Raw genomic sequence first — 20,979 nt, 5'->3', positions numbered from 1 at the left:
GTGACCCGGTTGGTGGACGGAACCGAACACCCCTGGGGAGCGCGACCGCGCCGGTGCTCCGGCCGCCCCGATGGGGCCGGCCGGATCAGTGGATGCGCCGCCCCCGCGCGTCGGGCACCCCGGACTTGCGGAAGAAGTACGAGTTGATCTGGTCCCGCCACTCGGCGGCGCAGCGCACCTGCTCGTCGAGGCGTTCGGCCACCCGTTCGTACACGGCCGGATCGATCATCCCGTTCAGGGTCTGCCACCGCTGCCGCATCACCGCCACCTCCTCGACGCCAGCGAAGTGGGTGTCGTAGATGTGCTGGATGACTGTGGACCCGCTGTGCAGGACGTGCGTGTACGGGACGTGGTGGAAGAAGAGCAGCAGCTCGTCCGGGCAGGTCCGCGGCGACTCGTACACCTCGGCCCAGTAGGGCGGGTACTGGCCGGCGAAACCGGTGCCCGAGGCGCGACTGCGGTCCACGCCGATGCCGTCACGGTCGGCGAAGTGGTAGGTGCCCCACCGCGAGTACTCGTACCCGTCGACGTCGGGGCCGTAGTGGTCGCCGGGATGGACCATGAAGCCGACGCCCAGCGGGGCGGTGTACCGCTCGTACGTCCGCCAGGAGTCGTCCATGATCTCGTGCAGCGTCCGCCGCACCAGCTCCGGCTCGGCGGTGGCCGACGGCGGGAACGTCAACGTCATCCACTCGTCGAGGACCGCCGTCGGATCGAGGCGCGGATCCCAGGCGAGCCGGCCGAACGTGTAGAGGTTGGCCTGTGCCAGCGGGTGCCCCGTCCAGAAGGGGTCGTCGCCGGTGTTGGCGACGGCGACCAGGCCACCGCCCTTGCCGGCCTCCCCGGTGACCACGTCGGCGATCGTCCGCCCGCCGGGGCCCCAGGGCGCGAAGCGCAGCACGTCGCCCCAGCACGGCCCGAGGTGGCAGACATGCCGCTGCTGACCCGTGTACTCCTGGGTGACCTGCAGCTCGACGGCGATCCGGGTGGCCGGCATGGCGGCCAGCACCGGCGAGACCGGCTCGCGCGTCTGGAAGTCCACCGGGCCGAACTTCACCTGGAGGACGACGTTGGTGCGGAACCGCCCGTCGAGCGGGGCGAAGTGGTCGTACGCGGCCCGCGCCCGGTCGGTGGAGCGGTCCCGCCAGTCCTGGTGGTGGTTGTAGACGAACGCCCGCCAGTGCACCACTCCCCCGTACGGGGCGAGGGCCTCGGCGAGCAGGTTCGCGCCGTCGGCGTGGTCGCGCCCGTAGGTGAACGGGCCGGGTTGCCCCTCCGAGTCGGCCTTCACCACGTAGCCGCCGAAGTCGTCGATGCGCTCGTACACCCGCCTGGTGGTGGCCGCCCACCAGGCGCGTACCTCGTCGTCGAACGGGTCGGCGGTGGACAGTCCACCGAGGACCATCGGCGCGGCGAAGGTGACCGACAGGTGCACCCGGATGTTGTACGGGCGCAGCACGTCCGCGATCTCGGCCACGTCGCCGAGCCGGTCGGTGAGCAGCAGCGCCTCGACGCGACCCACGTTGACGTTGTTCACCGAGATCGCGTTGATCCCGCTGGCGGCCAGCAGCCGCCCGTACTCCCGGATCCGAGCCAGATCCCCGCGCGGACGGCCACCGGCCCAGAAGATCGAGCCGCCCGCGTACCCCCGTTCGACCTGACCCATCACCGGGTGCACGGCCACGTTGTCCCAGTGGTTCAGCATCCGCCGGCGCAGCGTGGGCCGGTGCAGCTCGGGTGGACGGGCCGGGTCGAACGCCGCCGCGCAGAGCCGTACGACGTGGAACAGCCCGTACAGCAGGCCGGCGGGCGCGTCGGCCAGCACCACCGTCACCTCGCCCGCGCGGGCCAGCAGGAACCCCTCGTCGCCGAGCGTCGCACCGTCGCCCAGGTCGACGAGCGCCGCCTCCCCCGCCGACCGCGCCGCCTCGACCGCGGAGCTGGGCAGCTCGTCGGCGTCGCGCAGGGTGAGCACCAGGTCGGCGTCGACGTCCCAGGAGGGGGAATGCCAGACCCGCCCGCCGTAGCGCGTGCAGGCGCGCGTCACCTCGTCGAGGACGGTGTCGACGAGCAGCCCGTCGCCGTGCACGAGGACGCGGCGCGCGCCGAGCGCCCGGAAGGCCTCCGGTGGAAGCCAGGCGGGGTACACGCGCGGCTGCTCGATGTCGGGCGGTTCTGCCACGAACACCGGCTCCTCCAGGTCCATCGACTCGTGCGCGTTCACGCGTCCTCCCGGCCGAAGCGCACCTCGTCGGTCGCGGACAGGCTCATGCGGTGAACTCCTTCCGGATCAGGTGGATCATCGGGTCGCCGACGCGCAGGACCGCCAGGACCACGACCGAGGCGAGCAGCGCCAGGACCGCCTCGGAGAAGACCGCGGTGACACCGGCCGCCGCGGCGAGCAGCAGGGCGTTGCCGACGGTGACCCCGGGGGTACGGACGAGGAAGTGCACGGCCAGGCGCAGGACGTCGCGGGTGCGGAACTCGAACAGCGAGGTGATCACCAACGCGTTGGCCGCGCAGAGGGTCACCCCGACCGCGATCAGGACCAGCGGCACCACCCACCACCTCCCGAGGCCGACCGCGCCCCGGTACGCGAGGTTCAGCGCGAGCACGGTCAGCCACAGCAACGTCGGCGCCCAGACCCGCAGCGCGCCCCCGACGTTGATCCGGTAGCCCCGCCAGAACAGGGCGGCGGGCCGCAGGTCCGTCAGGTCGGGCCGCTGGTGGCGCAGGGCGTACAGGGCGGCGCAGACCGCCGGACCGACCGGCAGCAGCAGGAGCGCGGCCAGCGGCAGGTTGCTGGGGTCGCGGCCGAGCAGCAGCAGCGGGAGCAGGCCGGGCAGCGTGGTGACGAGGAGCAGCACCTCGATCACGAGCAGCGTGTAGACGCGGGACGCGAACCGGGACAGGGGCCCGTCGCCGAACTGCCGCCAGGCGTGCGCGGTGCTCATCAGTGCTCTCCCGGCTCGGCGCCGAGGTCGAGGTACGCGCGGCCGGTGCCGACGGCGAAGCGCCAGGCATCGGACAGTCGGCCCTGCGGATCCGCCGACACGGTCATGCGCGTCATCTGGTCCTCTTCGGTGCGGTGCGCGGCTGACGGTGCTCGGCCGGTCCGGTCGTGACGGGCACCACCGGACCGGCCGGCGGTCAGCCGTGGTCCTTCTGGTACCTGTCGTACGCCTTGTTGATCATGGCCAGGTAGGTGTCCATGTTCTTGCCCTTCAACTCGGCGAGGTACGCGTCCCACTGGGAGAAGTCGCGCTGGCCGAGTGCGAACTGCAGGGTCGCCTGGTAGACGTGGTCACGCAGCGGCGTCTCCCACAGTGACGCCTGCTCCCGTTCATCGTCGGTCAGGGGGTGCGGCGGTGGCACCGCGACCGGCGGACGGGCGTTCAGCACTTTCTGGAACTCCTGCTCCTCCGGGGAGAAGAAGCCCTGCACCAGCTCCGGCTTGCCGCCGTAGGCGAACACGCCGTTGTAGAAGCCGAAGTCCTTCTGCAGATGCTTGGACGCCTTCGGGTTCAGGCCGATGACGTTGACGTCGGGCGCCAGCTTGGGCTTGCCGGCGGCGTCCCGGACGAACGTCGTTCCCTCGACGCCCCACTTGGCGAACTCCTGGCCGGCGTCGGAATACCAGAGCCAGTCGATGAACTGCATCATCGCCACGAAGTTCTTGCTCTCGCGGGCCTTCGAGGAGATCATCACGCCGTTCTCCAACCGGCTGGCGGGGTTGACCTCACCGGCCGGCCCGATCGGCAGTGGGATCTTGGCGATCGTCGCCTTGGGGTTGGTCTTGGCGAGGTCGGGTCGGTAGTCGTTCACGACTGCCTGCGCGTTGGCGCTGATCACGAAGGACTTGCTGTTGGCGAGCTTCTGCCGGGCCTGCTCGTCGGTCTGGGTGAAGCTCTCCGGGTCGAGCAGCTTCTCCGACACCAGCTTGTTGAGGTACTGGAGCATCTGCTTGTACTGCTCCGTGGCGCCGGTGTAGACGAACTTCTTGGCGTTCGCGTCCCAGGAGGTGTGCTGGAAGTTCCAGCCCGCGCCCTGCAGTCCGTACGACACGGCCAGGATGTTGAGCAGGTTGCCGGCCGGGTTGGGCTTGCTCCACCGGTCGGAGAACGGATACACGTTCGGGTACCTGGCCTTCATGGCCTTGAGCACCGTGTAGAGGTCGTCCCAGGTCTTCGGGGTCGTCAGGTGCAACTCGTCGAGGATGTCGGTCCGGATCGCCAGCGAGTAGTCCTGCCAGGGCTTCTCGTGCAGCCCCGGCAGCAGGTAGAACTTGCCGTCCTCCTGACGCCGCGTGTCGATCTCGGGCTTGAGGTTCCACCGCGAGATCTTGTCTTGCAGGTTCGGCATCAGGTCGAGGTAGTCGCTGACCGGCAGGACCGCCCCGGAGGAGACGTAGGCGTCCTCCTGGCCGGGGTACGTCTTCGGGATGATCATCGGAGCGTCGCCGGCGCCGATCAGCAGGCTGCGCTTCTGTTCGTAGTCGCTCAGCGGCACGGCGACCGGCGAGAGCGTGACGTTGGCCCGCGACTTGAGCTCATTCCAGAAGAGCCAGTCCTCGCGCAGCGGGTAGTTCGGATGGTTGTTGTAGAGGATGGAGAAGGAGACCGGCTCGCTCGCCTTGAACTGCTTGCCGATGCCGTAGTCGGCCATCGCACCGGCCCGGTTTTCCGACAGGTCCTTGTTGTCGGACGGATCTTCGCTACAGGCGGCGATGCTGCTGGCCGCGAGCAGAGTGGCAACTGCCGCTGTCGCGGCGCGACGCCACGATCGGTGGAGCATGGCGGTCCTTTCGGGTTCGGTGGAGGGACATGGTGGACGTGCCGGTCAGCCCTTGACGGCGCCGAGCATCACGCCGCGGACGAAGTACCGCTGGACGAAGGGGTAGACCACGAGGATCGGCAGGGTCGTGAGCACGATCGTCACGGCCTTGAGCGTCGCGTCGGCCTGCACCTCGTCGGCCTCGGAGATGACGCCGACGTTCTCCGCGCCGGTGGCCCCCGCGATCAGGTTGCGCAGATAGACGGTCACCGGCCACAGCTCCTGCTGATCCATGTAGAGGAAGGCGGCGAACCAGGAGTTCCAGAAGGCCACGGCGTAGAACAGCACCATCGTGGCGACGATCGCCTTCGACAGCGGCAGCACGATGCGCAGCAGGATGCCGTACGTGTTGAGGCCGTCGACGGCCGCGGCCTCTTCCAGGTCGGTGGGCAGACTCTCGAAGAACGCCTTCATCACCAGCAGGTTGAACACGTTGATCGCGTTGGGCACCGCGATGGCCCAGACGCTGTTCTTCATGCCCAAGCTGGTGACCAGCACGTAGTTGGGGATCAGGCCGCCGGTGAAGAACATGGTGAACACCGCGATACCGATCAGAGCCGTACGGCCCCGGAGGTGCTTCTTGGACAGCACGTAGGCGTAACAGGTGGTCAGCACGATCGAGATGGCCGTGGCGACGACCGTGTAGAAGACGGTGTTGCGGTAGTTCGTCCAGAACAGCGAGTCGTTCAGCACGAGGCGGTAGGTGTCCAGGTTGAACCCGCGCGGCACGAGGTTGACCTTGCCGGCGATGAGGTACCGCTCGTCACTGAGCGAGCGGGCCACGACGTTGACGAACGGGAACAGCGTCGCCACCACGACGATGGTGAGCACTACCGCGTTGCACGCCTGGAACACGCGGTAGCCCCGGCTCGGGCGGATTCCGCGCGGCCGGGCGCGGGCGGGCAGGCCGCTGCCGCTGGCCGTGTCGGTGGCGTCGACGGTCACCACAGGCTCGTCCCGACGGTGCGGCGGGCGATCAGATTCGCCGTCAGGACCAGCGTGAGCCCGATGACCGCCTCGAACAACCCGATGGCCGCGGCGTAGCTGAAGTTGCTGGACCCGAAGCCCATCCGGAACAGGTACGTGGACAGCACGTCCGCGGTCGGATAGGTCAGCGGGTTGTAGAGCAGCAGGATCTTCTCGAACCCGACCGCCATGAAGCTGCCGATGTTGAGGATCAGCAACGTCACCATGGTGGGGCGGATGCCCGGCAGCGTCACGTGCCAGGTCTGCCGCCACCGGTTGGCGCCGTCGATCCGGGCCGCCTCGTACAGGTCGTCGTCGACGGTGGTGAGCGCGGCGAGGTAGAGAATGGTGCCCCAGCCGACCGTCTGCCAGACCTCGGACGACACGTAGATGGTCCGGAACCACTCGGCTCGTTGCAGGAACGGCACCGCGTCGCCGCCGGTGGCCTGCACGATCTGGTTGATGGTGCCGTCGACCGAGGTCAGCTGCATGACCATGGCCGCCACGATCACGATCGACAGGAAGTGCGGCAGGTAGGACACGGACTGGACGAACCGCCGCAGGCGGCGGGCGCGTACCTCGTTGAGCAGCAGCGCCAGGACGATCGGCAGCGGGAAGCAGAACAGCAGGGTCAGCGTCCCGAGCACCAGCGTGTTGGTGAAGACGTCCCAGAACGTCGGGTCGGTGAGGAACATCCGGAAGTACCGCAGCCCCACCCAGTACTCACCGAAGATGCTGCCGCCGGGCTTGAACCGTCGGAACGCGATGACGTTGCCGATCATCGGGAGGTACCGGAAGACCAGGAAGAACAGCAGAGGCAGGATGGCGAGCGAGTAGAGCTGCCAGTCCCGGCGCAGCGCCTGCCGCCAGGTGCGGCGCCGGCGCGGTGCGGGCGGGGCCCCGACGGTGACCGCCGCCGGGGGGCCGGGTGGCGCCGGTGGCGGTGGCCGTAATGTCCCGGATGTCATCCTCGCCTCCTATGCGGAGTGCGGTACGGCCACCAGGGGCTCGATCCGCACCGACGTGAGTAGTTCCCGCTGGTGGCCGACCTCGCGCTCGGCCCCGGCGAGCCGCAGCGGCAGGGCCGCCGCCATCTCCCCACTCGACCGACCGAACCGCAGCTCCACCGCGCCGGGCTCGACGACGCGCCGACCGGACCGACCGGTGAACGACGCGATGTCGGCCGGTACGCCGAACGTCACGTGCGCCTCCGCCTCGGGCTCCAACGGCACCCGGGCGAAGCCGACGAGCCGGATCACCGGGCGGGTGGTCTGCGCCACCGGGTCGTGCAGGTAGAGCTGCACCACCTCGGTGCCGGCCCGGTCACCCGTGTTGCGGACGGTGATCCGCACCCGCACCTCGCCGTCGACCGGCCAGTCCGTCGTCTCGTCCCGATCCCCATCCGCCGACGGCACGACCGTGGCGTCGGACCACTCGAAGCTGGTGTAGCTCAGGCCGTGGCCGAACGGGTACGCCGGGGTCGTGTCGATCGAGGACACCTTGTTGCGGTGCCCGAGCGGCGGCGACAAGTAGGTGCCCGGCAGTCCGCCGGCGTCGCGGGGAACGCTAACCGGCAACCGCCCGGACGGGTTCACCGCGCCGATGAGCACCTCGGCGAGCGCCTGCCCGCCGAGCTGGCCGGGGAAGAACGCCTGCACGACCGCCGCCGCGGCGTCGAACTCCGGGCCGAGCGCGTACGGCCGGCCGGTCATCAGCACCAGCACCACCGGGGTGCCGGTGGCGAGGACGGCCCGCACGAGGTCGGCCTGCACCCCGGGCAGCCGCAGATCGGCGGCGTCGCAGCCCTCACCGGAGGTGCCCCGGCCGAACATTCCCGCCCGGTCGCCGACGGCGAGCACACACACGTCGGCGGCGGTGGCCGCGGCGACCGCGGCCGGGATGCCCGAGGTGTCCCCGCCGGTGATGGCGCAGCCCGGCTCGTGGGTGAGCAGGGGGACGCGGCGGGCCAGTTCCTCGCGCAGCGAGGCGATGTCCAGGCCGAGGCCATGGTCGCTGTGGTTGACGCCGACGTGGTTGGGGAAGGAGTAGCAGCCGAGCATGGCCATCGGGTCGTCGGCGACCGGACCCACCAGGGCGACGCGGCTCGCGACGGGCAACGGCAGGACACCGTCGTTGCGCAGCAGGACGACGGACTCGCGGGCCAGGCGTACGGCGACGTCCCGGCTGGCCTCGTCGTCGAGGCGCAGGTCCGCGACGTCGTCGGGCACCTCGCGCCAGTCCTCATCGAGCAGGCCGAGCTCGATCTTCTGGATCAGCACCCGACGCAACGCCCGGTCGATCAGCGCCTCGTCGACCTCGCCGGCGCGGACCGCCTCCACCAGCGCGTCGCCGAAGGCGTCCACGGTGGGCAGTTCCACGTCGATCCCGGCGCGCAGGGCCAGGTGGGCGGCGTCGGCGGCGCCCTCGGCGACACCGTGCAGAGTCTGCAGGAACCGTACGGCGAAGTAGTCGGCGACCACGGTGCCGGTGAAACCCCACTCGTCGCGCAGCAGCCCGGTCAGCAGGTGCTCGTCGGCGGCGGCCGGCATGCCGTCGATCTCGGCGTAGGAGTTCATCACCGACCGCGCGCCGCCGAGGCGCAGGGCCATCTCGAACGGCGGCAGGATGACGTCGGCCAGCTCGCGGCGCCCCATCGACACCGGGGCGAGGTTGCGGCCACCCCGGGAGGCCGAGTAGCCGGCGAAGTGCTTGAGGGTGGCCACCACGCCGGCGTTCTCCAGGCCCCGCACGTACGCCGCGCCGGTCGTCCCCACCAGGTACGGGTCCTCCCCGATCGTCTCCTCGGTGCGGCCCCAGCGGTAGTCGCGGGTGACGTCGACGACGGGCGCGAGCCCCTGGTGTACGCCAGCGGCGCGCATCGACCGGCCGATCCGGCCGGCCATCTCCTCGACCAGGTCGGGGTCGAACGACGCGCCCCAGGCCAGCGGGGTCGGGTAGACGGTGGCCCGCCAGGCCGCGAACCCGGTGAGGCACTCCTCGTGCACCTGGGCGGGAATGCCGAACCGGCTGGCGGCGACGATCTGCGCCTGGGAGGCCGCCAGCGACCGGGCGCCGAGCACCGGGTCGACCGGCGCGGTGCCGAACGGCCGGGTGAGCTGGCCCAGCCCGTGGGAGATGACGCTGTCCCAGGCCGGCGTCTCGGCGACCATGTCGGACTGGTGTGGGGCGACGCCCTCGCCGGAGGCGTCGGCGCCGACCCAGACGCCGACGAGCTGGGCGATCTTCTCCTGCACCGACATCAGCGGGAGCAGCGCCTCGGCCCGCTCGGCCGGTGACAGCCGCGCGTCGCGCCACGGTGTGGCGTCGCGGGACGTCGGTTCGCCGTCGGCGGGCAGCTGACTTCTCATGCCGAGACCCCTTAGCTCCGGCCACGTTCCCGCACCCTCGTGGGACCGGTCCGTGGCGGACGTGTGCGATCCGAAACTTTCCGGAAACCCAAGCAACCTTTTCGGCAACCTAAGTCCACCGCCCGGATGTAGTCAAGGGGCTCGATCGGTCGCGGAACGACTCCTTCGTACGGTCAGTGGCACTGGCCATTGCGCTCAGTCATGACCGGGCCCGGGAACCGCCGCAGCCGCGCCTGAGCTACGGCCACATCGACCGTCCTGACCGACTGATCGTGTTAAGGTCTTCCGAAAATTTCGACGCTGCATGAGGCTGAGATGACAGAGCACCGCCCGCTCGACCCACCCGCCTCCACCACCATCGCGACGATCGCCCACGACGTCGGCGTGTCGGTCGCCACGGTGTCCAAGGTCCTCAACGGCCACGAGGATGTCGCCCCCGGCACCAGGGCACGGGTCGAGGAGAGTCTCGACCGTCACCGGTACCAGCGCCGCGCTCGGCGATCGTCCGGCGCGGGGCGGATCGATCTCGTGTTCCACGAGTTCGACACCGGCTGGGCGATGGAGGTCCTGCGCGGCGCCGAGGCGGTCACCAGCATCGCCGGCATCGGCCTCGCGGTCTCCCAACTCGACGGTGCGCACCGCCCACCGCAACGGTGGCTCGACACGGTGCTCAGCCAACGCCCGCTGGGTGTGCTGCTCGTCCTCTGCCACCTGACCGAGACGCAGCAACAGCAGCTGCGACGCCAGGGCGTCCCGTTCGTCGTGATCGACACCGACAGCGCGACCTCGGCCTCCGTGCCCACGGTCGGATCGAACAACTGGAACGGCGGCCTGCTCGCCGCTCGACACCTGCTGGAGCTGGGCCACCGCCGAAACGCCGTCATCTCCGGGCCGCCCGACGTGCTGTGCAGCCGGGCCCGAGCCGCGGGCTTCCAGCACGCGCACGAGGAGATCGGGTTGACCGTCGACCGCGAGCTGGTCCGCTACGGCAGCTTCTCCGCCGGGGCCGGGCACGCCCACGGGCTCGAGCTGCTGAACCGGCCGGACCGCCCCACGGCGATCTTCGCCGGCTCGGACACGCAGGCCATGGGGGTGCTCCGGGCCGCCCGGCAGTGCGGCCTGCGGGTCCCCGAGGACCTCTCCGTGATCGGGTACGACAACCTGCCGGTCGCCACCTGGACCGATCCGGCTCTCACCACAATCAACCAGCCGCTGCGCGACATGGCGGGCATCGCCACCCAGATGCTGCTCGGCCTGGTCGGCGGCACCGCCCCGGCGACCAGCCGGATCGACCTGGTGACCGAGTTGGTCGTCCGGGAGAGCACCGCACCCCCCGCCCAACAGCTCTGACCCTGCGAGGAACCGTGCCGTACTCCGACCCCGCCCTCGCCGAGCTTGAGCGATACGTGCCGACCGTCGCCGAGCCCGAGGACTTCGACCAGTTCTGGCGTGGCACCCTCGCCGAGGTGGCCACCCGTCCGGTGCTCGTGGACGTCCGTCCCGAACCCACCGACCTGCGCCTGCTCGACTCCTGGGACGTCACGTTCGCCGGCTTCGGCGGTGACCCGGTGCGCGCCTGGTACACCCGACCGGCGGGTGCACGCGGACCGCTGCCCGCCGTGGTGGAGTACGCCGGCTACGGGCGTGGACGCGGCCTGCCGCACGAGCGGCTGACCTGGCCGGTCGCCGGGTACGCGCACCTGTTGATGGACAACCGGGGCCAGGCGGGGCAGCACGGCGCCGGCGACACCGCCGACCCGCACGGCAGGCCGGGCGGCCCCTGGCCTGCCACCTGGGGAATCCTCGACCCGCACGACTACCACTACCGACGTCTGATCACCGACGCGGTCCGGGCCGTCGAGGCGGTTCGCGCCCTGCCCGGAATCGACGCGGGCCGGGTCGCCGTGGTCGGCAACAGTCAGGGCGGCGGCCTGGCCCTGGCGGTGGCCGGCCTCGTCGACGACCTCGCGGCGGTGCTGGCGACGGCCCCGTTCCTCTGCGACGTCCAGCGCGCCATCACGCTCAGCGACGTGTCGCCGTACGGTGAGATCGGCCGGTACCTGGCGGTGCACCGGGAGGCCGAGGACGCGGTCCGGCGCACGTTGTCCTACGTCGACGGGGTGACCTTCGCCCGGCGGGCCACCGCGCCGGCGCACTTCGGCGTCGGCCTGCGCGACAGTGTCTGCCCGCCGAGCACCGGCTTCGCCGCCTACAACCAGTACGGCGCCGCGACCGGACGGCCCGTCCCACCGCAGCGGGAGATGCACGTCTACCCGTTCAACGGCCATGAGGGCGGCGAGGCCGTGCACGTCCGGCGGCAGCTGCGCTGGCTCGCCGCGAGGCTCGCGCCGACCGAGGTGACGGGCCAGGATTGACCGCCTCGTCCACTCCCGACCATCGCCCACGTTCGATGCATTGCCGGTGTTAGCGATAACAAGCTATGGTGCGTCCAGGCGGGGTGCAGGGCACATCCCGGCCAGGGCTCATCGATCCGTCGCTCCGACCGTCGATGACCAGAGCGTACGACCAGCGGGATGACGTCCGGGTTCCTGGTCCTCGCGCAGCTCACTCTCGCGTACCGCGCGGTTCCGCCTCGTCGGTGGGCCGCCGATGTCGTGCCCCCACCACCTGAGGAAGCCCCATGAGCAGACCGATCCTTGGCAACCCCGTCCCCCCGCCGCCCGCCACCACCGCGACGACGTCGAGGCCCCGCCGGGCCCGACTGTGGTGGGCGGCCCTGGCCGCCGTCGCGGCCATGACCGCGGCCGTCCCGGTGGCGACCGCGCCCGCGAGCGCCGAGTCCAACGGCGGGGTACGTGTCATGCCCCTCGGCGACTCGATCACCGACGGCTTCAACGTCGCCGGTGGCTACCGGATCGAACTCTGGCAGCGGTTCGTCTCCGGCGGATACCGGATCGACTTCGTCGGTTCCGGGTTCAACGGCCCGGCCAGCCTCGGTGACCACGACCACGAGGGCCATTCCGGGTGGACGATCGCCCAGATCGACGCCAACGTCGTCAACTGGCTGCGGGCCACGAACCCGCGGACCGTGCTGCTGCACATCGGCACCAACGACATGTACGGGGACACGTCCGGCGCCCCGGCTCGTCTGGCCACCCTGGTCGATCGCATCACCAACACCGCACCGAACGCGGAGGTGTTCGTCGCGACGATCATCCCGAAGTCCGGCGCGGACACCCAGGTCCGCGGCTACAACGCGGCGATCCCGGGGATCGTGCAGACCCGGGCCGCCGCCGGCAAGCGCGTCCACCTGGTCGACATGTACCGCGCGCTGACGCTCAGCGACCTGGCCGACGGCGTACACCCCAACGCCACGGGTTACCGCAAGATGGCCGTCGCCTGGTACGACGCCCTGCGCACGGTGCCCGGCAGCATCGGGGGCGACACGCCGCCGACCACCGCACCGACCACCACCGCACCGACCACCACCGCACCGCCGACCACGGCACCGCCCACCACCGCGCCACCCACCACCGCGCCGCCGACCACGCCCCCGCCGTCCGGGGGATGCCGGGTCACGTACACGGTCAACGCCTGGAACAGCGGGCTCACCGCGGCCGTGTCGGTGACCAACACCGGCAGCAGCGCGGTCAACGGTTGGGCCCTGGCGTTCACGCTGCCCGACGGCCAGACCATCACCAGCGGCTGGAACGCCACCTACTCCCCGTCGAGCGGGGCGGTGACCGCACGCAACGTCTCCTACAACGGCACCATCGCCCCGAACACGTCGGTCGACATCGGCTTCCAGGCCACCCACACCGGCAACGCCGGTCGGCCGTCCGCCTTCACGCTCAACGGCACCGCCTGCGCGGTCGCCTGACCCTCGTACCGGCCGTCGGACGCGGGGGCGGCGAGGCTTCTTCTCGCCGCCCCCGCAGGTACGGGTGGCTCAGGACGCGTAACGGTCGGACGCCGAGCGGCGCACCGCTCGGCGTCCGGATCTGCCGACGCGCGGATGGCCTGGCGGAGAAGTACTAGCTCTGTTCGGCTGCGCCGTACCTCACCGGACTGAGATCGGCGGGCAGGTTGCGCGCGGCCAATGACACGGCCTCCTCCGCTGTAGCGGTCTCACCGAGTTCCTGTCCCAGGTAGCCCATCGTGACGATGTAGTCCTTGCCTTGCCCGGCATGCAAGCACACCAGGACATCGCGGGAGAGGCTGGGCCGGGTGCTGGTGGAGAACCGCAGAGACCAATGGCTGGTGAACGGGTAGAGCTGCCGGAGCCTTGGCTCGGCGTACGCGGCCTCGATGAGCGCGTGGTACTCGGGCCAGTTCACCTCCGCTGCCTCCGTACGCAGGTGCCGCCACTCCGATTCGACCAGCCCTGCCGGATCGCGGTCGGGCACCTCGAACCGTCCAGTCAGTTTCACGAACGACGCAGCCTGGGGGATCTCGGTCAGGGGCGCTCCGTCATGCCAGGCCTGCGCGGCTCGCGCCACCTGAGCGAGATCCACCGTGTCTCCTTCGATCAAGGCCAGACCTTGGTCGCGCTCGCAACCGCGAATAGACCACCGCCGCTCTACGTAGCTGGCGGACACCTTCAACTCCTCACGGTGCGGGACGGTGGTCGGAACGACAGCGCCATGCAACAAATTGGACGCCGTAACCGGCACGCGAATGGATAGCCCTTGCCGGATAGCGACGGCTCGCAACGCCGCCGCAAGGCTGCCCTCGGCAGCAACCTCCGGATAGAGAACAACAGGATCGGGGTAGGTCGGCACGGCTCACGATTCTGCCCCACCACGCTGCCGGGACAGCCGCGAGACGGCCGGGATCGAGTCGACTCGAAGCACCCGCTCTTGCCGCGATCCGCGTGGTCATGGCTCCCCTCTCTGTCAAGACACCGCCAGGAGGAGAGTTCTATCCTGGGTTTCGGCGGGTCCAGGAAGTGACTTCTCCGAAGAGCCGGCTGGGGGATGAGGGTCGGTCGCGCTGGAGCCAGTTGTCGTTCCCCGTTGTCCTCCCGGGCCCGCTGCCGGCCGCCGCCGACGACGGTCTCGTCGCGGGCCATGACCTCGATCGTTACCGAGCGCTTGTGCGGGTCCATCCCGCTGACCACACGATCTGACGTGCCACTCACCGCGTCCTCCGATGCTCGATCCACCTGGGTTGTCGAGCCGGGAGGGCAACGCTACTTCGAGCCGAGCAAACCCCTCTTGAGCCTCTCCCCGCCCTGGGGCGACGCCCGGGCCGCGCAGGCCAAATGAGAGCCACACGACCAGCGTGGGCAACCGAAATGAGAACGACAGCCCGGGCGCCTCGACCGAAGCCTGGCCGGGCCACGGTCGCGGGTCAATGAAACAAGTAGCCGAGATGAGTGCACAGATCACATAACACTCGGCCTGAGCCGGCGGACTTTATCGAAGACCGAAGTCGCTAGGAGCCTCGGCCGCTTTGGCTCTGAACGCCTTATCCAGATTCTCATCCGCTGGGCCGAGAAGGTCATAGAACTGACGTTCCCGCGATCCAGCGTATTCGACATCTGACTCATGGTTCAAGACGTCAGCCAGGAGGTCAGCAAGCTCGGACAGGCGGAAGTAGCGCATCGCGTCGATCGCCCGTCTCAGGCGGAAAGGTTCGTTGACTTCCACGGCGAAGCCCAAGCCGCCGCCCATGGCCGAGTTGTAGACACGTAGCAGGAAGGAAAGGTGCGCAATCCCCAGCGGAGTTCCTTCAGGCGCTTCACCGTCAGCCCCATAGTCGCAGGCACGGTTCCAGATGACGGCGGGATCGTCCAACACGGACCACCTCCACGTCTCATCCAACTCGTCCATCATGGGCCACCGAGTTCCTCTTACTCGCGCCGATACATCGCACGATTCAATCACGCTAGCCCCCTACTCGTCGCGCGACCTCTTCTGCCGCGTCCGGGCGTTACTCGGCGTATCCGCGGGACTGAATTGGTGTAGCCGTATTCGGGCTCGGGTCGATATCGTCGCGCCGTGGTGCAATCCAGGCGGTACCCCTATGTCGGTCCGGCCGAGTTCCGTGACCGGGCGTCCGACTGACGGCATCCGGATCTGCCGCTGAGTGTGCGCGGATCTGTCGAAAGTCGTATGTCGGATCGCGCAGGCGTACCTCGGCGGGCCGTCGGCCAGGCCCGCGTCGCCAGGGTCACGGCTCACCCAGGTCAATACCGGAAGACCTGCTCGGACACTCGGAACGTCGTGCTGCACTGCGTGCAGGTGGCACGGCCGAACAGGTAGGTGAGGGCAATGGCGACGGACTGCTGCCCGGCCTGCACGCTCATCAGATGCAGCCGTTGACCGACGCCGTTCAACTCGTCCGGTTCGGTCGGCAGTAGCGGTGTCTGCTCGACGTCCGGCTTCGTGGCGTAGTCCTCGTGGGTGGCGAAACACCCATCCTCGCCGAAGGCCACGAACAGCGACGTCTCGCACTGCGGGCACTCGACCTCGATCTCGTCGTGCACGATCCGATCGAGCTCCGCCCCCCAGAGCTCGTCACCCTCCAGCGCCATCACCGCCTGCAGACGGAAGACGAACGAGTGCCGGTCGGTCGGTGTGGCAAGCCAGTCGTTGGTCAGCCGGTGCATGGTTGCGAACACTTCGGAGTATCGCGGCCAGTTAGCCTCATCAAGATCCGCTGCGATCTTGCCAGCAAGCATCAGAACGTTGTCGCGGCCGGCCGGTGCGTACCGGCCCGCGAGGTCGGCCAACCGCGGGATCAGGAAGGCTTCGTCCGCCTCGGAGAAACCTTCGTGGCACGCCTTCTCGTACAGCGAGTCCCAAGCATCTGCGTACGAATCGGCCGCAGCGGTCGCCAGCAACTCGTCGACCTTCGTCACGGCATGAATCTAACCAGGTCGCCGCGCCGGATCGTGCCGACGACGACAGCGCTCGGGGTGGGCGGCGAGCACGATGGACCCTGCGTACGCTGCCGTGGTGCAGATCGATCTGGTTGCCCTGATCGTTGACGAGTACGAACCCGCGATCGCGTTCTTCACCGACGTACTCGGCTTCGATCTCGTCGAGGATTCCCCATCGCTGACCACTGACGGGCGGCCCAAGCGTTGGGTCGTCGTCCGGCCACCGGGTGCCCAGACCGGGATTCTCCTCGCTCGCGCCGACGGAGAACACCAACGTGCCGCAACTGGTAACCAGGTAGCCGGCCGAGTCGGGTTCTTCCTCCGAGCCGACGACTTCGACGCCACTTACCGACGGATGGCCGAGGCCGGTGTCACCTTCGTCCGGGAGCCAAGGGCCGAGCCCTACGGCCGGGTCGCGGTCTTCCTCGACATCGCCGGCAACCGGTGGGACCTCCTCGGATGCGCATGACGTCGCCGCAGTTGTCAGTCGAGGCGCCCAGGTCAGACGTCCTGATGTGCCGCTGAGTGTGCGCGGATCTGCCGATGAGAGGTCATCCAGGGTTCAGCGCTCACAGATGTCGCTGGCATGGCAGGTCGCGGTGTCGACTCCCTCGTCACCTGGCATCACGTGCCGCCCGGCCTATCTTCAGATAATCAGGTCCTCGGACGAAGAACAAGACTTGATCTTGTAGCGCGGTGGTTCCACGCTGTGACACATGAGATGGGACCCCGTCACCACGCTCCAACGCGCCCTGTGGATCGGCGGCGGCCAGTGGGCCGGCAAATCCACTGTCGCTGGCATTCTCGCTGAGCGGTACGGCCTCACTCATTACCACTACGACTACCACGACGCTCGCGGCCATGATGATCGGCGGATAGCACAGCGGGTCCGTCGCGGCGAGTCCCCAACCGGACCGGACTGGGAGGCAGTCTGGATCCAAGCAACGCCAGAGGAGATGGCCGATCAGGTCATCGCCGACTTCCCGGACCGTTTCCAGTGGGTGCAAGACGATCTGCGTGCCCTCGTCTCCCCTCGGCCCATCCTTGCTGAGGGCTGGGGGTTACGCCCAGAACTGGTCGCGCCGGTCGCCGGCTCTATCGGCCGGATGGTGGTCATGGTCGCGGCCGAGGAGTTCCGGCAACGCCAGGTCGCTCGGCTACCCCGTGCCGGCGCCATCGGTCATCAGGTCAGCGACTCGCAACTCGCTCAACGCAACCGCGTCGAGCGTGATCGGTTGATCGCCGCAGACGCGGTCCGCAACGCGCACCGATTGGGGGTCCGCGTCATCGAGGTCGACGGATCACGGGACGCCGAAGCCGTGGCCGACCTAGTGGCCGAGCACTTCGCGCCGTTCCTGCCCGAGCAGCCTTGAACGTATAACTCATCTGCCGCTGGTCGGGCGCGAGCGCGACCACCTTAGCGGTGACAGATGTAGTCGGCAGGGCGGTCCGTCATGCGATATGGGAAGGTGCTCGACAGACGTCGTCGCCCCTTCTGGAACGTCGACCTCTCTACGCTCCAGCCGTACCTGCTTGTGCAGTTGGACCCGTACGCCGACAGTCGGCGACGTTCCACCGGACTGAGCCCATGCACGGCGACGGGGCCATGCGCGAGCGGCCGACCGGCCGCGGTGTCGGTCGGCCCTTCCACTCATCTGCCTCGCCCGCCGCCGCTGCGACGTCCTGTTCGCCATGCTCCGCGACAAAATCCCCTACCAGCCCCGGCCGCTGCCGGCTCTAGCATCAGCGGCGTGAAGGACCTGGACCTCGACGACTTCGCTGCCATCGTGCACGCCCGCGCCAACCAATGGAACAACGCAGGCGTGCAATGGGAACTGCATCGCGGACCCACCCGCGACAAGTCAGCGGCCTGGATCGTCTGCACCACCACCGACCGCGAGGCACAACTGACCATCTGGACCAGCGGCGAAGCCGAACTCGACCTCGCCCACATCTCCACAGGCGCCGTCCTCAACACCCACTACGAAATGTCCACCATCGCCGACCTCACCGCCTGCCTCGACGACCTCACCTACCGTTTGACGTCGACACCCTCCGGGACTTGACCAAACCCATAGGGACCCCCCCGGCCGCAGCCTGCCGACCTGTTCGCCCGGTTCATCTCGTGGACTCGCTGACAGCTATGCCGTCCGGACGGCCGCTCAACGACCCGCCTCGCCATAGAGGCGGCTCACCGTCTCGGCGACGCACACTGGCTTGCCCCCGGCGTCACTCTCCACGGTCACCGCCGTGACCATCTGCACCCCACCACTGACCGGTGACACCTCCGCGATGACGGCGGTGGCCCGCACGGCGGCGCCGACCCGCAGCGGCGCGGGGAAGCGCACCCGGTTCAGCCCGTAGTTGACTCCCATCGCGACCCCCTCGACGCGGTACAGCTGACCGGCCAACGTCGGCAACAGCGACAGGGTCAGGTAGCCGTGCGCGATCGTGGCGCCGAACGGCCCGGCCGCCGCGCGTACCGGGTCGATGTGGATCCACTGGTGGTCGTCGGTGGCGTCGGCGAAGAGGTCCACGCGGTCCTGCTCGATCCGCTGCCAGGGGCCGGGCCCGAGGGTCTCGCCGACCGCGGTGGTCAGCTCGTCGACGGAGGTGAAGACTCGCATCCGGGTGTCCTTAGAGCTAGAAGGCGTTGACGCCGGTGAGCGCGCGTCCGATCAGGAGCTGTTGGATCTGGCTGGTGCCCTCGTAGAGGGTGGCCACCCGCGCGTCGCGCAGGTACTTGCCGACCGGGTATTCGTCGATGTAGCCGTACCCGCCGAAGACCTGGACCGCGTTGTTGGCCGCGCGGACGGCGGCCTCGCTGGCGAAGAGCTTCGCCATCGACGCCTCGGTGGCGAACGGCTGGTCGCGGTCGATCAGGTCGGCGACCTGCCAGACCAGCAGGCGGGCGGCCGCCGTGTCGACGGCGATGGCCGCGAGCAGCTGCTGGACGAGCTGGTGCCCGGCGATCGGCTTGCCGAACTGGGTCCGCTGCCCGGCGTAGCCGACCGCCGCGTCGAGGCAACCCTGGGCGATGCCGACGCAGCCGGCCGCCACCGACATCCGCCCCTTGGCGAGGGTGGCCAGGGCCAGCCGGAAGCCGGCGCCCTCGGCCCCGAGGCGGGCGGTGTCGGGCACCCGCACGTCGTCGAGACGCAGCTCACCGGTGGCCTGCCCGCGCAGGCCGAGCTTGCCGTGGATCTCGCGCCGGGTCAGGCCCGGACTGTCGGTGGGCACCAGGAACGCGGTGATGCCCCGGTGGCCGGGACCGCCGGTGCGGGCGAAGATCAGGGCGACGTCGGCGGTTGTGCCGTTGGTGATGAACGTCTTCGTGCCGGTGAGCAGCCAGTCGTCGCCGTCGCGGAGCGCGCGGGTGCGCAGCGCGGCGGCGTCCGATCCGCTGTCCGGCTCGGTCAGCCCGAAACAGCCGAGCGCGGCGCCGGAGCAGAGCCGGGGCAGCCACTCGGCCCGCTGCGCGGCCGACCCGTGGGCGGCGATCGACTTGGCGACCAGGCCGAGCGAGACGGACACGATGCCACGCACGGCCGAGTCGCCCCGGCCAAGCTCCTCCAGGACCAGGCAGTACGTGAGGTGGTCGCCGCCGGAGCCGCCGTCGGACTCGGCGATGGTCAGCCCGAGGAAGCCGAGGTCGCCGAGCTTGCCGACGATGGCCGGGTCGACCGACTCGCGCCGATCCCACGTGGCGGCGTGCGGCGTCAACTCCCGGTCGGCAAACTCGGCGGCGAGCTGACGGACCGCCGTCTGCTCGGCGGACAGGGTGAGCTCCATGACGGATAAACTAGCGGTGATAGTTTACGTCGTCCAGACCGGACCGGGCCCGGGCGGCGCTCACCGGTCGGAGGCCAGTCCGGCGTGCGGCTCGGCGGCGAAGGTCCGGGCCAACTCGGTACGGGAGCGGATGCCCAGCCGGTGGAAGACGTTGCGCAGGTGGTGGTCGACCGTACGGGTGGACAGGAACATCCGGGCGGCGATCTCCCGGTTGGTGGCGCCCTCGGCGACCAGTTGCGCGATCCGCAGTTGCTGACCGGTCAGCAACCGCGCCGCTGGCAGGTCCGGCGGACCGACCGACTCCCCGGCGGCGCGCAGCTCGGCCGTGGCCTGCTCGGCCCAGCGATCCGCGCCGAGCAACGTGAACGTCTCCCGGGCCTGGTGCAGGTGCCCCCGTGCGTCCCGCGGACGCCGGCTGCGCCGCAGGTCCTGACCGAAGAGCAGCTCCGTGCGCGCCCGTTCGAAGGCGCCATCCTCCGTCGGGTGCAGTCGCAGCGCGGTCCGGAACTCCTGCTCCGCCTCGACGCCGCCCCGGGGCGCGAGCAGCGCGTGACACCGGGCCGAGAGCGCCCGGCGCAGCGGGCTCGCGGTGCTGCTCGCCCACCTGTCGAAGGCCGCGAGCGCGGCTGTCGCCGCCGGCCGGTGCGGCAGGTGGGCCGCCGCCTCCACCAGGTACGGGGTGGCCATCACCTGGACGAGCACCTGGCCCCGGCCGGTGCCGAGCCGGGCCAGCGACGCCAGTCGGGCCGCCGCCTCGGCGTGCCGACCGTCGACGAGGTCGAGCACGGCCAGCGCCCACCCGGCGAGCGCGTGTGGTCGGCTGCCCGGCGTCGGCGTCGGGCCGATCTCGCGGATCCGCCGCAGGCTGGACTCCCGGTCGGCCCGGACGGCGGCCAGCACGGCGAGCAGGCCCAGGTGGACGTTGGCGCAGTTGAACTGCCCGGTGGCGCGGGCGACCCGCAGCCCGTCGCGGGAGGTCTCCGCCGCGGCCTCGTGCCGCCCCAGCCAGTACTCGGCTACCGCGCGCAGCTCCAACGCCCGGGACAGCATGGACAGCTCGCCCCGTTCCCGCGCCAACCCGACGGCGCGCTCGGCGAGCCGGTGCGCGGCGCCGTCCACGGCCACCACCAGCCCGGCCGCCGCCGCGCAGGTGAGCGCGGTCGGGGTCAGCGC

General features: G+C 70.0%; 18 protein-coding genes. 6 read left to right on the top strand and 12 right to left on the bottom strand.

The genetic code is table 11. From position 1 onward, the window contains the following. Positions 1-85 precede the first annotated feature (85 nt). The 6 genes from ABZU46_RS23890 to ABZU46_RS23865 form a co-directional block, all read right to left on the bottom strand. Positions 86-2,224 (bottom strand): alpha-glucuronidase, encoded by a 2,139-nt coding sequence (locus ABZU46_RS23890; RefSeq protein WP_354861179.1) that lies wholly within the window; start codon positions 2,222-2,224, stop codon positions 86-88. 43 nt (positions 2,225-2,267) lie between these two features. After that, on the bottom strand, positions 2,268-2,954 hold the full coding sequence (locus ABZU46_RS23885; protein WP_354861178.1) for a hypothetical protein: 687 nt from the start codon (positions 2,952-2,954) through the stop codon (positions 2,268-2,270). Positions 2,955-3,150: 196 nt separating this feature from the next. Continuing rightward, positions 3,151-4,794 carry an extracellular solute-binding protein gene (locus ABZU46_RS23880; protein ID WP_354861176.1) on the bottom strand — a complete coding sequence of 548 codons (1,644 nt, stop codon included), beginning with the start codon at positions 4,792-4,794 and terminating at the stop codon, positions 3,151-3,153. A 45-nt stretch (positions 4,795-4,839) separates the two neighbouring features. Next, positions 4,840-5,778 carry a carbohydrate ABC transporter permease gene (locus ABZU46_RS23875; RefSeq protein WP_354861174.1) on the bottom strand — a complete coding sequence of 313 codons (939 nt, stop codon included), beginning with the start codon at positions 5,776-5,778 and terminating at the stop codon, positions 4,840-4,842. Beyond that, a complete protein-coding gene (locus ABZU46_RS23870) occupies positions 5,775-6,767 on the bottom strand; it encodes an ABC transporter permease subunit (protein WP_354861172.1) in 993 nt (330 codons plus the stop codon). The genes ABZU46_RS23875 and ABZU46_RS23870 overlap by 4 nt, the downstream gene beginning before the upstream one ends. A gap of 9 nt (positions 6,768-6,776) precedes the next feature. After that, complete coding sequence (locus ABZU46_RS23865; RefSeq protein WP_354861170.1) at positions 6,777-9,167, bottom strand: glycoside hydrolase family 3 N-terminal domain-containing protein; 2,391 nt, start codon at positions 9,165-9,167, stop codon at positions 6,777-6,779. 315 nt (positions 9,168-9,482) lie between these two features. On the opposite strand from ABZU46_RS23865, the gene ABZU46_RS23860 reads away from it, so the two are divergent. The 3 genes from ABZU46_RS23860 (at position 9,483) to ABZU46_RS23850 (ending at position 13,008) form a co-directional block, all read left to right on the top strand. Continuing rightward, positions 9,483-10,517 (top strand): LacI family DNA-binding transcriptional regulator, encoded by a 1,035-nt coding sequence (locus ABZU46_RS23860; RefSeq protein WP_354861169.1) that lies wholly within the window; start codon positions 9,483-9,485, stop codon positions 10,515-10,517. A 14-nt stretch (positions 10,518-10,531) separates the two neighbouring features. Next, complete coding sequence (locus tag ABZU46_RS23855; protein ID WP_354861167.1) at positions 10,532-11,542, top strand: acetylxylan esterase; 1,011 nt, start codon at positions 10,532-10,534, stop codon at positions 11,540-11,542. 266 nt (positions 11,543-11,808) lie between these two features. Continuing rightward, a complete protein-coding gene (locus ABZU46_RS23850; protein WP_354861166.1) occupies positions 11,809-13,008 on the top strand; it encodes a cellulose binding domain-containing protein in 1,200 nt (399 codons plus the stop codon). A 154-nt stretch (positions 13,009-13,162) separates the two neighbouring features. Here ABZU46_RS23850 and ABZU46_RS23845 read toward each other — a convergent pair whose 3' ends face one another. From ABZU46_RS23845 to ABZU46_RS23835, 3 genes are all read right to left on the bottom strand, one after another. Next, entirely contained in the window at positions 13,163-13,909 is a 747-nt protein-coding gene (locus tag ABZU46_RS23845; RefSeq protein ID WP_354861165.1) for a DUF6193 family natural product biosynthesis protein, read from the bottom strand. Between the two features lie 636 nt (positions 13,910-14,545). Continuing rightward, positions 14,546-14,926 (bottom strand): hypothetical protein, encoded by a 381-nt coding sequence (locus ABZU46_RS23840; RefSeq protein WP_354861164.1) that lies wholly within the window; start codon positions 14,924-14,926, stop codon positions 14,546-14,548. Between the two features lie 392 nt (positions 14,927-15,318). Beyond that, positions 15,319-15,993, bottom strand: coding sequence for a hypothetical protein (locus ABZU46_RS23835; protein ID WP_354861162.1), 675 nt, complete (start codon positions 15,991-15,993; stop codon positions 15,319-15,321). A 73-nt stretch (positions 15,994-16,066) separates the two neighbouring features. Between ABZU46_RS23835 and ABZU46_RS23830 the strand changes: the two genes are divergently transcribed. The 3 genes from ABZU46_RS23830 (at position 16,067) to ABZU46_RS23820 (ending at position 18,080) form a co-directional block, all read left to right on the top strand. Beyond that, complete coding sequence (locus tag ABZU46_RS23830) at positions 16,067-16,483, top strand: VOC family protein (RefSeq protein WP_354861161.1); 417 nt, start codon at positions 16,067-16,069, stop codon at positions 16,481-16,483. Between the two features lie 247 nt (positions 16,484-16,730). Continuing rightward, entirely contained in the window at positions 16,731-17,387 is a 657-nt protein-coding gene (locus ABZU46_RS23825) for a hypothetical protein (RefSeq protein ID WP_354861159.1), read from the top strand. A 378-nt stretch (positions 17,388-17,765) separates the two neighbouring features. Beyond that, on the top strand, positions 17,766-18,080 hold the full coding sequence (locus ABZU46_RS23820) for a hypothetical protein (RefSeq protein WP_354861157.1): 315 nt from the start codon (positions 17,766-17,768) through the stop codon (positions 18,078-18,080). 96 nt (positions 18,081-18,176) lie between these two features. Here ABZU46_RS23820 and ABZU46_RS23815 read toward each other — a convergent pair whose 3' ends face one another. The 3 genes from ABZU46_RS23815 to ABZU46_RS23805 all read right to left on the bottom strand — a co-directional run. Continuing rightward, positions 18,177-18,641 (bottom strand): MaoC family dehydratase, encoded by a 465-nt coding sequence (locus ABZU46_RS23815; RefSeq protein WP_354861155.1) that lies wholly within the window; start codon positions 18,639-18,641, stop codon positions 18,177-18,179. A 16-nt stretch (positions 18,642-18,657) separates the two neighbouring features. Beyond that, a complete protein-coding gene (locus tag ABZU46_RS23810; protein WP_354861153.1) occupies positions 18,658-19,806 on the bottom strand; it encodes an acyl-CoA dehydrogenase family protein in 1,149 nt (382 codons plus the stop codon). Between the two features lie 60 nt (positions 19,807-19,866). Next, positions 19,867-20,979, bottom strand: a 1,113-nt coding sequence (locus ABZU46_RS23805; protein ID WP_354861152.1) for a helix-turn-helix transcriptional regulator, incomplete at its 5' end; no start/stop codon positions are given.

Origin of the sequence: Micromonospora sp. NPDC005197, from assembly GCF_040608295.1 — a bacterium.
Classification (GTDB): Bacteria; Actinomycetota; Actinomycetes; order Mycobacteriales; family Micromonosporaceae; genus Micromonospora.
The sequence above is the reverse complement of the archived record's forward strand: the minus strand, read 5'-3'. Positions and strand labels throughout refer to the sequence as shown.